Annotated in this window: 12 protein-coding genes, 2 tRNA genes and 3 pseudogenes; 11 read left to right on the top strand and 6 right to left on the bottom strand. The window is 49.5% G+C overall.

Translation table 11 applies throughout. The features are described from left to right. Positions 1 to 99: 99 nt before the first annotated feature. Positions 100 to 282: pseudogene (locus BFF42_RS28070) on the top strand (ATP-dependent helicase); the annotation flags it as partial. 50 nt (positions 283 to 332) lie between these two features. Here BFF42_RS28070 and grxD read toward each other — a convergent pair. Then, entirely contained in the window at positions 333 to 680 is a 348-nt protein-coding gene (gene grxD / locus BFF42_RS26115; protein ID WP_000108172.1) for a monothiol glutaredoxin 4, read from the bottom strand. A 333-nt stretch (positions 681 to 1,013) separates the two neighbouring features. Here grxD and mepH point away from each other — a divergent pair, with 333 nt between their 5' ends. Both mepH and sodB read left to right on the top strand, forming a co-directional pair. Further along, positions 1,014 to 1,829, top strand: a complete 816-nt coding sequence (mepH, locus tag BFF42_RS26120; RefSeq protein ID WP_000101193.1) for a peptidoglycan DD-endopeptidase MepH — start codon at positions 1,014 to 1,016, stop codon at positions 1,827 to 1,829. Positions 1,830 to 1,956: 127 nt separating this feature from the next. Further along, complete coding sequence (gene sodB / locus BFF42_RS26125) at positions 1,957 to 2,538, top strand: superoxide dismutase [Fe] (RefSeq protein WP_000007283.1); 582 nt, start codon at positions 1,957 to 1,959, stop codon at positions 2,536 to 2,538. A 145-nt stretch (positions 2,539 to 2,683) separates the two neighbouring features. Here sodB and BFF42_RS26130 read toward each other — a convergent pair whose 3' ends face one another. Continuing rightward, the gene (locus BFF42_RS26130) at positions 2,684 to 3,853 is read right to left on the bottom strand and encodes an MFS transporter (protein ID WP_000701025.1); all 1,170 of its coding nucleotides are present in this window, start codon (positions 3,851 to 3,853) and stop codon (positions 2,684 to 2,686) included. 165 nt (positions 3,854 to 4,018) lie between these two features. Then, the gene (cydH, locus tag BFF42_RS26135) at positions 4,019 to 4,108 is read right to left on the bottom strand and encodes a cytochrome bd-I accessory subunit CydH (protein ID WP_000102278.1); all 90 of its coding nucleotides are present in this window, start codon (positions 4,106 to 4,108) and stop codon (positions 4,019 to 4,021) included. Positions 4,109 to 4,406: 298 nt separating this feature from the next. Here cydH and purR point away from each other — a divergent pair, with 298 nt between their 5' ends. Further along, entirely contained in the window at positions 4,407 to 5,432 is a 1,026-nt protein-coding gene (gene purR, locus BFF42_RS26140; protein ID WP_000190982.1) for an HTH-type transcriptional repressor PurR, read from the top strand. Here the strand turns inward: purR and punR are convergent. After that, the gene (gene punR / locus BFF42_RS26145) at positions 5,429 to 6,361 is read right to left on the bottom strand and encodes a DNA-binding transcriptional activator PunR (protein ID WP_000269501.1); all 933 of its coding nucleotides are present in this window, start codon (positions 6,359 to 6,361) and stop codon (positions 5,429 to 5,431) included. The genes purR and punR overlap by 4 nt on opposite strands. A gap of 112 nt (positions 6,362 to 6,473) precedes the next feature. Between punR and punC the strand changes: the two genes are divergently transcribed. Together punC and cfa are read left to right on the top strand one after the other, a co-directional pair. After that, a complete protein-coding gene (gene punC, locus BFF42_RS26150) occupies positions 6,474 to 7,685 on the top strand; it encodes a purine nucleoside transporter PunC (protein ID WP_001182351.1) in 1,212 nt (403 codons plus the stop codon). 290 nt (positions 7,686 to 7,975) lie between these two features. Further along, positions 7,976 to 9,124, top strand: coding sequence for a cyclopropane fatty acyl phospholipid synthase (gene cfa, locus BFF42_RS26155; RefSeq protein WP_000098888.1), 1,149 nt, complete (start codon positions 7,976 to 7,978; stop codon positions 9,122 to 9,124). A gap of 39 nt (positions 9,125 to 9,163) precedes the next feature. On the opposite strand, the gene ribE is transcribed toward cfa, so the two are convergent. Continuing rightward, positions 9,164 to 9,805 (bottom strand): riboflavin synthase, encoded by a 642-nt coding sequence (gene ribE / locus BFF42_RS26160; protein ID WP_000493947.1) that lies wholly within the window; start codon positions 9,803 to 9,805, stop codon positions 9,164 to 9,166. Between the two features lie 214 nt (positions 9,806 to 10,019). On the opposite strand from ribE, the pseudogene mdtK reads away from it, so the two are divergent. Next, positions 10,020 to 11,392: pseudogene (gene mdtK, locus BFF42_RS26165) on the top strand (multidrug efflux MATE transporter MdtK). Between the two features lie 40 nt (positions 11,393 to 11,432). Here mdtK and BFF42_RS26170 read toward each other — a convergent pair. Beyond that, on the bottom strand, positions 11,433 to 12,689 hold the full coding sequence (locus tag BFF42_RS26170) for an AIDA repeat-containing protein (RefSeq protein WP_000534291.1): 1,257 nt from the start codon (positions 12,687 to 12,689) through the stop codon (positions 11,433 to 11,435). Positions 12,690 to 12,996: 307 nt separating this feature from the next. Here BFF42_RS26170 and BFF42_RS26175 point away from each other — a divergent pair. The 4 genes and pseudogenes from BFF42_RS26175 to BFF42_RS26190 all read left to right on the top strand — a co-directional run. Continuing rightward, positions 12,997 to 13,073 (top strand) — tRNA-Val (locus BFF42_RS26175). A 4-nt stretch (positions 13,074 to 13,077) separates the two neighbouring features. Next, a tRNA-Val gene (locus BFF42_RS26180) sits at positions 13,078 to 13,154 on the top strand. 107 nt (positions 13,155 to 13,261) lie between these two features. Continuing rightward, positions 13,262 to 13,567, top strand: a complete 306-nt coding sequence (locus tag BFF42_RS26185) for a monooxygenase (protein WP_000212657.1) — start codon at positions 13,262 to 13,264, stop codon at positions 13,565 to 13,567. A 125-nt stretch (positions 13,568 to 13,692) separates the two neighbouring features. After that, a pseudogene (locus tag BFF42_RS26190) lies at positions 13,693 to 15,029 on the top strand (FAD-NAD(P)-binding protein); the annotation flags it as partial. Between the last annotated feature and the right edge of the window lie 100 nt (positions 15,030 to 15,129).

Raw genomic sequence — 15,129 nt, forward strand, 5'->3', positions numbered from 1 at the left:
TAGCAACAGCTCACCCATGCGGCTCTGACAACGATGTTAACCCGCGTTAAATATCCCACGTTGGCCAGCATCTGTCTCACGGAAAGTCATACTGCCTTACAAAAAGAGGAATTACTCGCCCCAGAGGTTTTCCACGCGCTGACTACCGCACTGCGTCGCGAACCACGGCTGCGCTTTACGCTAACAGAAGTGAATGATCTACCGGTCCGGCAAACGCCGATGTTTACGCTGCTGCGTGAGGCGGGATTTTCAAGTTCGCCACAAGGGCTGGATTGGGGATAGAGAAAGGACTGACGGATGCCCGTTCGCATCCGTCAGTATTGCAGGACGGATTATTCCGCGTCCGGCTCTTCAGACTTGTATTTAGCGGCAGTTTCTTTGATCAGCTGCTGCAGTTCGCCACGCTGATACATTTCGATCACGATATCACAACCGCCGACCAGCTCGCCGTCAACCCACAGTTGCGGGAAGGTCGGCCAGTTAGCATATTTCGGCAGTTCCGCACGAATGTCCGGATTCTGCAGAATATCAACATAGGCAAAACGTTCGCCACATGCGGCAAGCGCCTGGACTGCCTGGGCAGAGAAACCGCAGCTCGGCAGTTTCGGTGAACCTTTCATGTACAGCAGGATCGGGTTTTCAGCAATCTGGCGTTGGATTTTTTCGATAGTGGTGCTCATTGTCTTGCTTCCTCAAACTTCTTTACGGCAGTAATCTGACATTGTAGCGGGTCAGTGCGGCATCGGAAAATAACATTTTCATCACGCTTTTGCTATTTTATCCCTTTGCTCTATTTGTTGCATTTCAAATATTCGTTTCTTCTCTGATGCCGGCAAACTGGCGTATTTATAACCATTTTTAGCTTTCACTGCTGCATTTTTTTGCGCTCGCCAACGAAACGTATTTTTTAACAATAAAAGCTATTAACTTTCTCTTCTTCTATGCATTAGAATCATCAAGTTTTGTAAATCAGACGCAGGCATGATAGACCTGCCTTAACAGAGGGACGCTCAGTGGCGCGGATAAACCGTATTTCGATCACGCTCTGTGCTTTACTTTTTACCACCCTGCCTTTAACGCCTATGGCCCATGCTTCAAAGCAAGCCAGGGAGAGTTCTGCTACCACTCATATCACCAAAAAAGCAGATAAAAAGAAAAGCACGGCAACCACCAAAAAGACCCAGAAAACAGCGAAAAAAGCCGCCAGTAAAAGTACGACCAAAAGCAAAACCGCTTCTTCCGTTAAAAAATCTTCCATTACCGCTTCTAAAAACGCCAAAACTCGCAGCAAACACGCCGTCAATAAAACGGCCTCAGCCAGCTTTACCGAAAAGTGTACCAAACGTAAGGGCTATAAATCGCATTGTGTGAAAGTCAAAAATGCCGCGTCAGGAACTCTTGCCGACGCGCACAAAGCGAAGGTGCAAAAAGCTACGAAAGTGGCAATGAATAAACTGATGCAGCAAATTGGTAAGCCATATCGTTGGGGTGGCAGCTCACCGCGTACCGGTTTTGATTGCAGCGGCCTGGTTTATTACGCTTATAAAGATTTGGTGAAAATTCGTATTCCGCGTACGGCGAATGAAATGTATCACCTGCGTGATGCAGCGCCAATCGAACGTAGTGAACTGAAAAACGGCGACCTGGTCTTTTTCCGTACTCAGGGACGCGGCACAGCCGATCATGTCGGCGTGTATGTCGGCAACGGCAAATTTATTCAGTCACCGCGCACAGGTCAGGAAATTCAAATCACTTCTCTCAGTGAAGACTACTGGCAGCGCCACTATGTTGGCGCTCGTCGGGTAATGACCCCAAAAACACTTCGCTAAAACTTTACCCTGTTGTTACGGCAACAGGGTAAGTTCATCTTTTGTCTCACCTTTTAATTTGCTACCCTATCCATACGCACAATAAGGCTATTGTACGTATGCAAATTAATAATAAAGGAGAGTAGCAATGTCATTCGAATTACCTGCACTACCATATGCTAAAGATGCTCTGGCACCGCACATTTCTGCGGAAACTATCGAGTATCACTACGGCAAGCATCATCAGACTTATGTCACTAACCTGAACAACCTGATTAAAGGTACCGCGTTTGAAGGTAAATCACTGGAAGAGATTATTCGCAGCTCTGAAGGTGGCGTATTCAACAACGCAGCTCAGGTCTGGAACCATACTTTCTACTGGAACTGCCTGGCACCGAACGCCGGTGGCGAACCGACTGGAAAAGTCGCTGAAGCTATCGCCGCATCTTTTGGCAGCTTTGCCGATTTCAAAGCGCAGTTTACTGATGCAGCGATCAAAAACTTTGGTTCTGGCTGGACCTGGCTGGTGAAAAACAGCGATGGCAAACTGGCTATCGTTTCAACCTCTAACGCGGGTACTCCGCTGACCACCGATGCGACTCCGCTGCTGACCGTTGATGTCTGGGAACACGCTTATTACATCGACTATCGCAATGCACGTCCTGGCTATCTGGAGCACTTCTGGGCGCTGGTGAACTGGGAATTCGTAGCGAAAAATCTCGCTGCATAATAACTGATGGCAAATGCAGCATTGCCTGATGCGCTTCGTTTACCATGCCAACGCGGATGAGGCGTTAACAGCGCATTCGGCAAGATAAATCGCACGTTGTCAGCAACTGTAACGCAGAAGGTTATCCTTCTGCGTTTTTGTTTAATTAGCTGTTAGCAACGCAAACTGTTTCAGGTTGTTTTCTGGCTGACATAAACACCAGCAATAATGCCAGTCCCGCGACAATCGCTCCCATCACCGGCACAAAGCTGTATCCCAGCCCAGCGGAAATTACCGCACCACCAGCAGCTGCTCCCAGCGCATTTCCAAGATTAAAGGCACCAATATTGACTGATGAAGACAGACCTGGCGCTTCACTGGCGACACGCATCACGCGCATCTGTAACGGCGGTACGACCGCAAAGGTTGCTGCGCCCCACACCACCATGCTAATAGCTGCGCCGAACTCATTGCGGGCCAGGAACGGGATTGCCAGCATAATCACCATCAACAACAACAAAAAGCCTTTCAACGTGCCGTTAACTGAACGATCTGCCAGTTTGCCGCCGGGATAGTTACCGATAGAGAATCCGACACCAATCAGCACCAGCATTGCCGTGACGAACACCGGTGTTGCGTGGGTAATACTTTGCAGTACCGGATAGATATAGGTGTAGAGAGTAAACATTGCACCAGCTCCCAGTACCGTCGTCAGCAATGCAGACAGCACCTGCGGACGCATTAATACCGCCAGCTCTTTTTTCACTTCAGGTCGTGCCCCTGCACCACCTTTAGGTAATGAGAAGAACAGACTTACCATTGAAATCACTCCCAGCCCCGCCGTTGCCAGAAATGACATCCGCCAGCCGATGGTTTCACCCAACCAGGTCGCCGCCGGCACGCCACCGATATTTGCCAGGGTTAACCCCATAAACATAGTGGCAACTGCGCTGGCCTGTTTATGTTTTGGCTCCACGCTTGCGGCCACGACTGAACCCAAACCAAAAAATGCTCCGTGATTCAGGCTGGTCAAAATGCGTGAAAGCATCAGGGTCATATAATCCGGCGCGATGGCGGAAAGTACGTTGCCGAGCGTGAAAATTGCCATCAGGAAAATCAACGCACTGCGGCGGGCACGATGAGAAAGTAGAAGCGTCATCAGCGGCGCGCCAACCATTACGCCAACTGCATAGGCACTGATTAACATTCCGGCAGCGGGAATCGAGACATCCACACCGCGCGCAATGACGGGCAACAAGCCCATTGGCGAGAACTCCGTTGTCCCGATACCAAACGCGCCAATCGCCAGCGCCAGCAACGGATAGTTAATTTTCATGCCTTATTTCCACCTCTTCGCGTCATTACGCGATATTCATTAAAGTGGCGAAAGCATGACAGCAATCACAAAAAAATGAAAATAACAAAAAGAGAAAACACTTTTGCCATTTTGCTAACAAACAGGAAGGAGATGCGAGGGAGAACGCGCTCCCTCGAGAGGAAATCAGTGCAGCGCGGCAGTCAAACCCACGGCCACGATCAAACCGAGGACGATAATCGTTGTTACCAGTGAAAATTTAAGGTCGGTGCTCATCAAGTTTTCTCCTTTTTTATTACCACACAAATAGTGATATTACGCATTTTTACACACTGTGATGAAAAAATCTCCCGTCATTTATAATGATAAGTGTTTTTACCACTTCCCCTTTTCGTCAAGATCGGCCAAAATTCCACGCTTACACTATTTGCGTACTGGCCATTGACCCCTTCCTGACGCTCCGTGTCGTTTTTCCGGCGTACCGCAACACTTTTGTTGTGCGTAAGGTGTGTAAAGGCAAACGTTTACCTTGCGATTTTGCAGGAGCTGAAGTTAGGGTCTGGAGTGAAATGGAATGGCAACAATAAAAGATGTAGCGAAACGAGCAAACGTTTCCACTACAACTGTGTCACACGTAATCAACAAAACACGTTTCGTCGCTGAAGAAACGCGCAACGCCGTGTGGGCAGCGATTAAAGAATTACACTACTCCCCTAGCGCGGTGGCGCGTAGCCTGAAGGTTAACCACACCAAGTCTATCGGTTTGCTGGCGACCAGCAGCGAAGCGGCCTATTTTGCCGAGATCATTGAAGCGGTTGAAAAAAATTGCTTCCAGAAAGGTTACACCCTGATTCTGGGTAATGCGTGGAACAATCTTGAGAAACAGCGGGCTTATCTGTCGATGATGGCGCAAAAACGCGTCGATGGTCTGCTGGTGATGTGTTCTGAGTACCCAGAGCCGTTGCTGGCGATGCTGGAAGAGTATCGCCATATCCCAATGGTGGTGATGGACTGGGGTGAAGCAAAAGCTGACTTCACCGATGCGGTCATTGATAACGCGTTCGAAGGCGGCTACATGGCCGGGCGTTATCTGATTGAACGCGGTCACCGCGAAATCGGCGTCATCCCCGGCCCGCTGGAACGTAACACCGGCGCAGGCCGCCTTGCCGGTTTTATGAAGGCGATGGAAGAAGCGATGATCAAGGTGCCGGAAAGCTGGATTGTTCAGGGTGACTTTGAACCCGAATCTGGTTATCGCGCCATGCAGCAAATACTGTCGCAGCCGCATCGCCCTACTGCCGTCTTCTGTGGTGGCGATATCATGGCAATGGGCGCACTTTGTGCTGCTGATGAAATGGGTCTGCGCGTCCCGCAGGATGTTTCGCTGATCGGTTATGATAACGTGCGCAACGCCCGCTATTTTACGCCGGCGCTGACCACGATCCACCAGCCAAAAGATTCGCTGGGTGAAACAGCGTTCAACATGCTGTTGGATCGTATCGTCAACAAACGTGAAGAACCGCAGTCCATTGAAGTGCATCCGCGCTTGATTGAACGCCGCTCCGTGGCTGACGGCCCGTTCCGCGACTATCGTCGTTAATCACCCGTTGCGGGAGTCTCTTCCGGCTCCCGCAGCCACTCCTTATTCAGCGTCTCACTATCGCCGAGATACTCAAGCAGCCAGGTTAACGCAGGCGACATATCATTTTGCTGCCATGTCAGACAACATGCCGAATCCGGGAAGGGGTTTTCCAATTCAAGTGCTACCCACTTCCCCTCATTAAGCCACGGTTTGGCGAAATGTGTTGGCACCATCCCTATGCATAATCCTGCCGAGATACAGGTTGCCGATGATTCCCAGTCAGGCACGACAACTCTTTTTTGGTTATCCAGCAACCAGGTAATACGTTTAGGTAGCGTTCGCGAGGTGTCTTCGCGCACCAACGACGGCCAGTTGCGCAACGTATCATCGCTGAATGGGCCATCCATCAACGCCAGCGGGTGGTGGCTGGCAACAACGCAACTCCAGCTTAGCATCCCCATATCCCGGAAGGCATAACGACCGCCTACCGGAATCGCGCGTGTTGCGCCAATCGCCAGTTCCACGCGCCCGTCGGAAAGCGCATCCCAGACACCGTTGAACACTTCCTGAAAGACAAGAAGTTCGACATCATCAAAATGGCGATAAAAATCAACGATCATCTGCCGTGTACGTTCTGGCCTGACAATATTATCCACTGCGATAGCTAACTGACCGCGCCAGCCGTTCGCTATCTGCTGACATTGCTGGCGGGTGATCTGCATTTTTTTGACAACAGAGCGCCCTTCTTTGAGAAACCACGCTCCAGCAGCGGTCAGCTCCACATCACGGTGCCGTCGTTCAAAGAGCGGCACCGCCAGCCACTCTTCCAGCTGACGCACGGTATAGCTGACCGCAGAAGGAACGCGATGCAGCTCCTGTGCCGCAGCGCTAAAACTACCATTACGCGCTACCGCATCAACAACTTCGAGTGAATATTCTGACCACATAGTCTGCCTGCAAAATTTTTGAAATCAGTCATCAAATATTACCGTTTCACAACACTAATTTCACTCCCTACACTTTGCGGCGGTGTTTAATTGAGAGATTTAGAGAATATACATGCAACCTGGGAAAAGATTTTTAGTCTGGCTGGCGGGTTTGAGCGTACTCGGTTTTCTGGCAACCGATATGTATCTGCCTGCTTTCGCCGCCATACAGGCCGACCTGCAAACGCCTGCGTCTGCTGTCAGTGCCAGCCTTAGTCTGTTCCTTGCCGGTTTTGCCGCAGCCCAGCTTCTGTGGGGGCCACTCTCCGACCGTTATGGTCGTAAACCGGTGTTATTAATCGGCCTGACAATTTTTGCGTTAGGTAGTCTGGGGATGCTGTGGGTAGAAAACGCCGCTACGCTGCTGGTATTGCGTTTTGTACAGGCTGTGGGTGTCTGCGCCGCGGCGGTTATCTGGCAAGCGTTAGTGACGGATTATTATCCTTCACAGAAAGTTAACCGAATTTTTGCGACCATCATGCCGCTGGTGGGTCTATCTCCGGCCCTGGCTCCTCTGTTAGGAAGCTGGCTGCTGGTCCATTTTTCCTGGCAGGCGATTTTCGCCACCCTGTTTGCCATTACCGTGGTGCTGATTCTGCCTATTTTCTGGCTCAAACCCACGACGAAGGCCGGTAACAATAGTCAGGATGGTCTGACCTTTACCGACCTGCTACGTTCTAAAACCTATCGCGGCAACGTGCTGATATACGCGGCCTGTTCAGCCAGTTTTTTTGCATGGCTGACCGGTTCACCGTTCATCCTTAGTGAAATGGGCTACAGCCCGGCAGTTATTGGTTTAAGTTATGTCCCGCAAACTATCGCGTTTCTGATTGGTGGTTATGGCTGTCGCGCCGCGCTGCAGAAATGGCAAGGCAAGCAGTTATTACCGTGGTTGCTGGTGCTGTTTGCTGTCAGCGTCATTGCGACCTGGACTGCGGGCTTCATTAGCCATGTGTCGCTGGTCGAAATCCTGATCCCATTCTGTGTGATGGCGATTGCCAATGGCGCGATCTACCCTATTGTTGTCGCCCAGGCGCTGCGTCCCTTCCCACACGCAACTGGTCGCGCCGCAGCGTTGCAGAACACTCTACAACTGGGTCTGTGCTTCCTCGCAAGTCTGGTAGTTTCCTGGCTTATTAGTATCAGCACGCCATTGCTCACCACCACCAGCGTGATGTTATCAACAGTAGTGCTGGTCGCGCTGGGTTACATGATGCAACGTTGTGAAGAAGCTGGCTGCCAGAATCATGGCAATGCCGAAGTCGCTCATAGCGAATCACACTGATCTATATCGATATACTTATACTTAGGCTGCTAACAAAATTTTGTTGTATGATTGAAATTAGCGGCCTATACTAATTTCGAGTTGTTAAAGCTACGATAAATATTATGTTTTTACGGGGACAGGATCGTTCCCGACTCACTATGGATGGTCATTTCGGCAAGGGTTCCTCCTTTCCCTCTGTTCTACGTCGGATTATAGACTCGCGGTTTTTTCTGCGAGATTTCTCACAAAGCCCAAAAAGCGTCTACGCTGTTTTAAGGTTCTGATCACCGACCAGTGATGGAGAAACTATGAGTTCATCGTGTATAGAAGAAGTCAGCGTACCGGATGACAACTGGTACCGTATCGCCAACGAATTACTTAGCCGTGCCGGTATAGCCATTAACGGTTCTGCCCCGGCGGATATTCGTGTGAAAAACCCCGATTTTTTTAAACGCGTTCTGCAAGAAGGCTCTTTGGGGTTAGGCGAAAGTTATATGGATGGCTGGTGGGAATGTGACCGACTGGATATGTTTTTTAGCAAAGTCTTACGCGCAGGTCTCGAGAACCAACTCCCCCATCATTTCAAAGACACGCTGCGTATTGCCGGCGCTCGTCTCTTCAATCTGCAGAGTAAAAAACGTGCCTGGATAGTCGGCAAAGAGCATTACGATTTGGGTAATGACTTGTTCAGCCGCATGCTTGATCCCTTCATGCAATATTCCTGCGCTTACTGGAAAGATGCCGATAATCTGGAATCTGCCCAGCAGGCGAAGCTCAAAATGATTTGTGAAAAATTGCAGTTAAAACCAGGGATGCGCGTACTGGATATTGGCTGCGGCTGGGGCGGACTGGCACACTACATGGCATCTAATTATGACGTAAGCATGGTGGGCGTCACCATTTCTGCCGAACAGCAAAAAATGGCTCAGGAACGCTGTGAAGGCCTGGATGTCACCATTTTGCTGCAAGATTATCGTGACCTGAACGACCAGTTTGATCGTATTGTTTCTGTGGGGATGTTCGAGCACGTCGGACCGAAAAATTACGATACCTATTTTGCGGTGGTGGATCGTAATTTGAAACCGGAAGGCATATTCCTGCTCCATACTATCGGTTCGAAAAAAACCGATCTGAATGTTGATCCCTGGATTAATAAATATATTTTTCCGAACGGTTGCCTGCCCTCTGTACGCCAGATTGCTCAGTCCAGCGAACCCCACTTTGTGATGGAAGACTGGCATAACTTCGGTGCTGATTACGATACTACGTTGATGGCGTGGTATGAACGATTCCTCGCCGCATGGCCAGAAATTGCGGATAACTACAGTGAACGCTTTAAACGGATGTTTACCTATTATCTGAATGCCTGCGCAGGTGCTTTCCGCGCCCGTGATATTCAGCTCTGGCAGGTCGTGTTCTCACGCGGTGTTGAAAACGGCCTTCGAGTCGCTCGCTAAAGGCTATTCTATCGCCCCCTCTCCGGGGGCGATTTCAGATCAGGCTTCTGTACCTGGTTGATTCATGGCATTTTCTCGTGCCGCCAGCACACGTTCTACCGTATCTACCACTGCCTGAGTTTGTGGATCAATTTCAATGTTGACGCGTGCGCCGAGTTTTTTCTTCCCAAGAGTCGTGCGTTCCAGAGTTTCCGGAATTAAATGGACGCAAAAACGCGTTGGCGTGACTTCGCCGACGGTCAGGCTAATACCGTCGATGCCAATAAATCCTTTGTACAGGATATATTTCATCAACTGACTATCCTGGACTTTAAACCAGATCTGGCGATTATTTTCCGAGGTTAATATTTTCGCCACTTCAGCGGTGGTCATAATATGACCTGACATTAAGTGTCCGCCAATTTCATCACTGAATTTCGCCGCACGCTCAACGTTTACCCAATCCCCCACTTTTAAATCGCCAAGATTGGTAATGCGTAACGTTTCTTTCATCAGGTCAAAACTGACATGGTTGCCGTTAATTTCCGTCACGGTCAGGCAGCAACCGTTATGCGCCACGGAAGCACCGGTTTCCAGGCCGTCCAGCATGTGGTCGGGTAACTCCACCACATGCGTACGAAAATTTGGTTTCTCGTCAATCGACACCAGTTTTGCGGTGCCCTGTACAATCCCCGTAAACATACTTACAACTCCTGAAATCAGTTAAGACATTCTGTTCAGCACAATAGCAGGTGGCAAACGCCCTTACCAGTGAAGGGGTAAGAATGACTATTTTTTCACTGGAGAATTAATAAATCCTCGCTACAATAGACTGAATTTCCCCTGCTTCTTCTTTTTGCTGCCCATTCAGGCGGCTTTTTAGTCTCTCATATAACTACAAATAAAAGGTGTTCACGTGCAGAAGTATATCAGTGAAGCGCGTCTGTTATTAGCATTAGCAATCCCGGTGATTCTCGCGCAAATCGCCCAAACTGCGATGGGTTTTGTCGATACCGTGATGGCGGGCGGCTATAGTGCCACCGACATGGCGGCGGTCGCTATCGGTACTTCTATCTGGCTTCCGGCGATCCTCTTTGGTCACGGACTGCTGCTGGCATTAACGCCGGTTATCGCGCAATTAAATGGTTCCGGTCGACGTGAGCGCATTGCGCATCAGGTGCGACAAGGTTTCTGGCTGGCAGGTTTTGTTTCCGTTCTCATTATGCTGGTGCTGTGGAATGCAGGTTACATTATCCGCTCCATGGAAAACATCGATCCGGCTCTGGCGGACAAAGCCGTGGGTTATCTGCGTGCGTTGTTGTGGGGCGCGCCGGGCTATCTGTTCTTCCAGGTTGCCCGTAACCAATGTGAAGGTCTGGCAAAAACCAAGCCGGGTATGGTAATGGGCTTTATCGGCCTGCTGGTGAACATTCCGGTGAACTATATCTTTATTTATGGTCATTTCGGTATGCCTGAGCTCGGTGGCGTTGGTTGTGGCGTGGCTACTGCGGCGGTGTATTGGGTCATGTTCCTTGCCATGGTTTCTTACATTAAACGCGCCCGCTCCATGCGCGATATTCGTAACGAAAAAGGCACCGCGAAACCCGATCCTGCGGTTATGAAACGACTGATTCAACTCGGTTTACCGATTGCGCTGGCACTATTCTTTGAAGTGACACTGTTTGCCGTCGTGGCTCTGTTAGTGTCTCCGCTCGGTATTGTTGATGTCGCAGGACACCAGATTGCCCTGAACTTTAGTTCACTGATGTTTGTGCTTCCAATGTCGCTGGCGGCAGCGGTAACTATCCGCGTAGGTTATCGTCTGGGTCAGGGCTCAACGCTGGATGCGCAAACGCTGCGCGGACCGGGCTTATGGTGGGTGTCTGTATGGCAACCCTGACGGCCATTTTCACGGTTTCACTCCGGGAGCAAATCGCCCTGTTGTACAACGACAATCCCGAGGTTGTAACGCTGGCTGCGCATTTGATGTTGCTGGCGGCGGTATATCAGATTTCTGACTCAATCCAGGTGATTGGCAGTGGGATTTTGCGTGGTTATAAAGATACGCGTTCCATTTTCTATATCACCTTTACAGCTTACTGGGTGCTGGGCTTGCCAAGCGGCTATATTCTGGCACTGACCGATCTGGTCGTTGAACCTATGGGGCCAGCAGGCTTCTGGATAGGCTTTATTATCGGCCTGACATCGGCAGCCATTATGATGATGTTGCGTATGCGGTTCCTGCAACGTCTGCCGTCAGTTATCATTCTGCAACGAGCATCCCGCTAATAAAGACAAGGCGCAACCTTCACGGGTTGCGCCTGTGTTTTTACGCAGGCTGGAGCGTTGCGCCAATCCCGTCTTCGTCTGGCTGTAATTTCAGAGCGTTGCACAGAGTTTGCCGACTGGCATCTGTTATCTCAACGTGTATATCACCGGTAACTTCCCCTTTCACATTGATGAAGTCAGGTGAGATTTCTTTCGCACTGGTTTGCAGGCAAATCGCTCCCTCTCCGCGCAGGCGTTTCACTTTCAGTTGCACATGCGTTGCCGCACCAGTGATCAGCCACAGTTTTCCGCCATTCAGATTGATGTTACCAACAATAAAAGTGACACCGTCACCTTTTACCGTACTGCCGTCGAGAATCAACACACCGCCCTGCTGTACAGTAATCGTTGATTGTTGCAGATCTGCGCCATAGCCAATAATCATTGAAGCGCCGTCCAGTAATGCAACACTCCCGGTCAGTTCAACCGGTGCGCGATCTTCCTCTACGACAAAATTTTCGTCCGCGCTGGTGGGTGACAACAGGATCACTGTTCCACCTTGTATTACCGCATTTTCCAGCGTACCGGCATGCACTTCAGCCCGACCACCCACATTCACGGACAGGTTTTGCGTCTTACCGGAACTGTAGAGCTGAAGGCCATCCGTCCCCAGACGATAAATGGATCCATTCTCAACAATAGTGTCAGAGTCTTCACCACCGAGATTATTCATGGTGCCACCAGCAAGCAACGTATCACTGGCTTTCCCGGCCAGCATAAAAACGCCGCCCTGATTAATCTCACAATTGCTGGCTTCCCCACCTGGATACACCAACAATTCACCACCTTCATCTACCACGACCGCTGAGGTTGTCCCATTAACCAACAGGCCGCCCTCTTGATCGAGAATGATTTTTTCCGCGCGATGTCCTTCCAGTACACGCAGGTTACCGCCATTTTCCAGCAACAAACCGCAGGCATAACCCTGATCAACGCTGAATTCACCTTCGGGATGGCGGCCATTAACCGTAGCGAGCGTAGAGAGACTAATTGCGCCTCCCTCGGACTGAACAATATCTGTGGCAATGGCACCGTCGCTGACCGATAGCGTGCCATTGTTACCGTACTGTGTGCATTTGGCGATCCCACCGGTTGCCACTTTCAACCAGCCAGCCCCCGTGACCACGGTATTTTCGGCTCTTCCGCCAGCTTCAACAATCAACTCGCCTTCAGTAAGTTGCGTCGCGCCAATGACCTCGCCGGTCTTAACAATTTGCACATTCCCGTCGCTCATCAAGTTTTTCGCATCAGATCCCATGATTTATTCCTTTGCTGCATCTGTGTGCCTTTATTGCTACCTAAGTGTAAAGGCTACGGAGGATTTATCCACGACAGATTTGAGATGGTGGCAAACAACTCTGTTTAAACTCTGATACACGAATTATTGGGTTGTATCAGATGTAAATGCGATCCTGAATAAAAATCGCCCTTGCAAATCAACAAAATATAGCCAATTTGCTTAAAAGCTCTGCAAACGGTCGAAATAGCGCAGAAAATTACGTTTTGCCTCTTGCCACCTTCCCACTCTGCCGCTAATATTCGTCCCCGTTGTCACCTACAACGTTGCGTTCATAGCTCAGTTGGTTAGAGCACCACCTTGACATGGTGGGGGTCGTTGGTTCGAGTCCAATTGAACGCACCATCCTGCGTACGTAGCTCAGTTGGTTAGAGCACCACCTTGACATGGTGGGGGTCGGTGGTTCGAGTCCACTCGGACGCACCAGATTTTCTTAATCTGGTCTTCTCCTTTTTCCCTCTGTTTCTTCTCTGTATCCAATACGTTAAAAGATTTACACTGTCTTCGTATGCGTTATCAGAAGGAGAATCGCTATGGCAACTTTGTTACAACTTCATTTTGCTTTTAATGGCCCATTTGGCGACGCAATGGCTGAGCAGCTTAAACCGCTTGCTGAGTCGATTAATCAGGAACCTGGTTTTCTGTGGAAGGTATGGACAGAAAGTGAAAAGAACCACGAAGCCGGTGGGATCTATCTTTTTACTGATGAAAAAAGCGCCCTTGCCTATCTGGAAAAACATACTGCCCGACTTAAAAATCTCGGCGTTGAGGAAGTTGTCGCCAAAGTTTTCGATGTCAATGAGCCACTGAGTCAAATCAATCAGGCAAAACTCGCCTGACAGAATTTAATCAAGGGCGGTTAGCGCCCTTTTCATCCCTGTCTGAAATTTCTCAAATTCTAAAAATCTCAACCAAACTTATCTGATAACACTAAATTCGAAAGAATGCGTACAGGTAAGTAACAATGAAAAAAATTGCTATTGTGGGTGCCGGGCCTACGGGGATCTACACCTTATTCTCGCTTCTACAGCAATAAACTCCACTTTCTATTTCTATCTTCGAGCAGGCTGACGAGGCCGGTGTCGGGATGCCATACAGTGATGAGGAAAACTCAAAAATGATGCTGGCAAATATTGCCAGTATTGAAATACCGCCGATTAATTGTACGTATCTCGAATGGCTACAAAAGCAAGAAGCCAGCCATCTCCAGCGTTATGGCGTTAAAAAAGAAACCTTGCACGATCGTCAGTTTTTACCGCGAATTCTGCTGGGCGAATATTTCCGCGATCAATTTTTACGATTAGTAGACCAGGCACGACAGCAAAAATTTGCAGTGGCTGTTTATGAATCATGCCAGGTTACCGATCTGCAAATTACAAATGCTGGCGTCATGCTCGCTACAAATCAGGATTTACCCAGCGAGACGTTTGATTTAGCGGTGATTGCCACGGGTCACGTCTGGCCTGATGAAGAAGAAGCAACCAGAACGTATTTTCCCAGTCCGTGGTCAGGCCTGATGGAAGCAAAGGTCGATGCGTGTAACGTGGGTATTATGGGAACATCCTTGAGCGGACTGGATGCGGCAATGGCAGTGGCTATTCAGCATGGTTCGTTCATTGAAGATGATAAACAACACGTCGTTTTTAACCGCGATAACGCAAGTGAAAAGCTAAATATTACGTTGATGTCGCGCACGGGTATTTTACCCGAAGCCGATTTCTATTGCCCTATTCCCTACGAGCCCTTACACATCGTCACCGATCAGGCATTAAATGCTGAGATTCAAAAAGGTGAAGAGGGCCTTTTGGATCGGGTATTTAATTGATAGTAGAGGAAATCAAGTTTGCTGATCCAGACTGGAGCCAACGCATAGCCTTAGAGAGCCTGAATGTCGATTCCTTTGCTCAAGCCTGGTTTGCCGAGCGCAAACAACGCGACCCATTTGACTGGGCAGAAAAAAATCTCCAGGAAGTCGAACGCAATAAACGAGAAAAACATACTGTTCCCTGGCGTTATGTCATTCTGCGCCTGCATGAAGCCGTACAGGAAATTGTTCCACATCTGAATGAACACGACCATAAACGGTTCAGTAAAGGCCTTGCCCGGGTTTTTATCGATAATTATGCGGCAATCCCTTCAGAGTCTATTCGTCGGCTGCTGGCCTTACGTGAAGCGGGGATCATTCATATTCTCGCCCTCGGTGAAGACTACGAAATGGAAATTAATGAGTCGCGCACCGTCCTGAAAACGGAAGACAACAGCTACTCGTTTGACGTTTTTATTGATGCCCGCGGACAGCGTCGTAAGCGTGCAGCAAGAACCGTATTGACGGGGATGTGTTATTCAGTCGGCAGTGCTACGCGCCAGGGGAGCAGTTCGCCGACCCGGTTTATCGGCCAGT

This window comes from Shigella sp. FC1661 (assembly GCF_001712525.1).
GTDB classification, from domain to species: domain Bacteria; phylum Pseudomonadota; class Gammaproteobacteria; order Enterobacterales; family Enterobacteriaceae; genus Escherichia; species Escherichia coli.

Excerpts from the sequence above, each read along its gene's own strand:
- grxD (WP_000108172.1), bottom strand. The coding sequence starts at position 680 with ATGAGCACCACTATCGAAAAAATCCAACGCCAGATTGCTGAAAACCCG.
- sodB (WP_000007283.1), top strand. The coding sequence starts at position 1,957 with ATGTCATTCGAATTACCTGCACTACCATATGCTAAAGATGCTCTGGCA.
- BFF42_RS26130 (WP_000701025.1), bottom strand. The coding sequence starts at position 3,853 with ATGAAAATTAACTATCCGTTGCTGGCGCTGGCGATTGGCGCGTTTGGT.
- cydH (WP_000102278.1), bottom strand. The coding sequence starts at position 4,108 with ATGAGCACCGACCTTAAATTTTCACTGGTAACAACGATTATCGTCCTC.
- purR (WP_000190982.1), top strand. The coding sequence starts at position 4,407 with ATGGCAACAATAAAAGATGTAGCGAAACGAGCAAACGTTTCCACTACA.
- punR (WP_000269501.1), bottom strand. The coding sequence starts at position 6,361 with ATGTGGTCAGAATATTCACTCGAAGTTGTTGATGCGGTAGCGCGTAAT.
- punC (WP_001182351.1), top strand. The coding sequence starts at position 6,474 with ATGCAACCTGGGAAAAGATTTTTAGTCTGGCTGGCGGGTTTGAGCGTA.
- cfa (WP_000098888.1), top strand. The coding sequence starts at position 7,976 with ATGAGTTCATCGTGTATAGAAGAAGTCAGCGTACCGGATGACAACTGG.
- ribE (WP_000493947.1), bottom strand. The coding sequence starts at position 9,805 with ATGTTTACGGGGATTGTACAGGGCACCGCAAAACTGGTGTCGATTGAC.
- BFF42_RS26170 (WP_000534291.1), bottom strand. The coding sequence starts at position 12,689 with ATGGGATCTGATGCGAAAAACTTGATGAGCGACGGGAATGTGCAAATT.
- BFF42_RS26185 (WP_000212657.1), top strand. The coding sequence starts at position 13,262 with ATGGCAACTTTGTTACAACTTCATTTTGCTTTTAATGGCCCATTTGGC.